At 56.1% G+C, this 1639-nt stretch carries 4 protein-coding genes; all 4 read right to left on the reverse strand.

The window, feature by feature from the left end; translation table 11 throughout:
• Positions 1-177: 177 nt before the first annotated feature.
• A complete protein-coding gene (locus AC1D0Z_RS21285) occupies positions 178-552 on the reverse strand; it encodes a lysozyme inhibitor LprI family protein (protein ID WP_477660147.1) in 375 nt (124 codons plus the stop codon).
• 47 nt (positions 553-599) lie between these two features.
• Positions 600-962, reverse strand: a complete 363-nt coding sequence (locus AC1D0Z_RS21290) for an energy transducer TonB (RefSeq protein WP_477660148.1) — start codon at positions 960-962, stop codon at positions 600-602.
• 70 nt (positions 963-1032) lie between these two features.
• Positions 1033-1398 carry a hypothetical protein gene (locus tag AC1D0Z_RS21295; RefSeq protein ID WP_477660149.1) on the reverse strand — a complete coding sequence of 122 codons (366 nt, stop codon included), beginning with the start codon at positions 1396-1398 and terminating at the stop codon, positions 1033-1035.
• 7 nt (positions 1399-1405) lie between these two features.
• Positions 1406-1639, reverse strand: a 234-nt coding sequence (locus tag AC1D0Z_RS21300; protein WP_477660150.1) for a hypothetical protein, incomplete at its 5' end; no start/stop codon positions are given.

Below are 1639 nucleotides of genomic sequence, written 5' to 3' on the forward strand. Positions count from 1 at the left end.
GCAATTCGGCTTTCGTGCCGTGAAAAAAAGGGCCGGTGTCCAAAGTTGCCATATACGATCAAATGCAACTGGATCGATGCGGAAGGCGCCCGACGTTGGACTTGACCGGCGCATAAGCTGGAAGTGCGCGAAGCGCATGGACGCTCAGTGCATCCGTCCCGCAGGACCAGTTAGCCATCATTTGGCCACCCACAAAATACGGTCCCGCGTGCGATCCACCTTACAGGCGGCCGCGACAGGGCTTGCGTAGTCCGGTGACATGCTCATTCCGTCCTTGAGTGCCTGGTACCAACATTCCGAATCTCTCAACTTTCGCCAAGCTTGACTGCTCTCGCGCAGCGCTTTCACCGCTTCAGTCACGTACTCCGGGCCATTTTCACGAAGGGATGCTGCGAGTTTGAGCTCCGCCGCCTTCTCTGCTGCAGCCAGTTGTCTCTCGAGCGGTGCGAGGAGCTTCTGACAGCCGTCAGTCGATGCGGAACCACCTGGACAATCGCCGGCGGAGGCCGCAAACGAAATGAACATCGCCACTGATGCAAGAAAGTATTTCATTGTGGGACTAACGTTGGAAGTAAAGAGCAACAAGGACCGGCCGCCAGCTACTCAAGAGCGTACTTGATCGGCATATCCACCCAGGAGTCCACGGCACGGCCCCACTTTGTTCTGGCGGGGTTGAATTTGAACTTTTTCGCGCCCTCGACTGCAGCTGCATCCAGCGTGGCAAAACCCGAGCTTTGCCGGAGCCGCACCTCGCCGGCGTTGCCGCTCGCCAGGACCAGCACCCGCAACTTGACAACGCCCTGCTCTTCAAGGCGCCTGGCACTCGCCGGATACGCAAGCCTTGGTGAATCGGCCTGGCTGGCAGGTTGCACAATTTCACCCGTGCCAAACGCGCAGGCTGTCAGCACCATCGGTACCAGAAAGATAAGAAAGACGCGGAAGACGCGAGATAGGTATTTCATTCGGAACAAGGAACGGGTGGCAACTGGACAAAACTCAAACGCCTGCCAGGCAGCCATAAAGCCTCACAGATCAAAGCCAGCTTAGGACCTGGCTGAAAAATGCCATGGGAATCCTGCAAGCAAGACTGTTGTGTAACCCAAACCAGCTGCACGCAAACCAGCCAAACGGCATGAGCAGCATCACCACGATGAAAGCGTCAGTCAAATAGGCCGAAGGCCTTCTCTTCCGGATCTGGATGACGAGATCAATCAGGAACACGCCGAGCATCACGAAGGTCATGAAGCCCAGAAGAATAGCGATCCACAGGCCAGTATCTCCGTGGCGCTCTTGCGTGCGTGCGTACTCGAACGCACTTCGTGCATACAGGTACACAAAGAATAACGGCGCGATAAACGCCAGGAGCCGAGCGGCTACCGGCAGTACGTAATTTCTCATTGGAGGTCTAAAGCCTGAACGCAGGCGCACCACGAAACGATTTCGGCATAAATGAATCGGCAAACCCAGCTACCGGGCAGGTCTGCTTTGAAAAAGAGATCATGATCATCCGGGATGCAGCTTGCAGTTCACTTGATGGGTGGTGACTTCCATCTTTCTCACTTGACTCGGATCGGCTCAGTTTCGCAGCACCTTGCAGTCGTCGGCGCTGGTGAGTGAAGGGCCCGCGACCAGATAGAAG

It is taken from the genome of Polaromonas sp. P1_E3, from assembly GCF_056405935.1.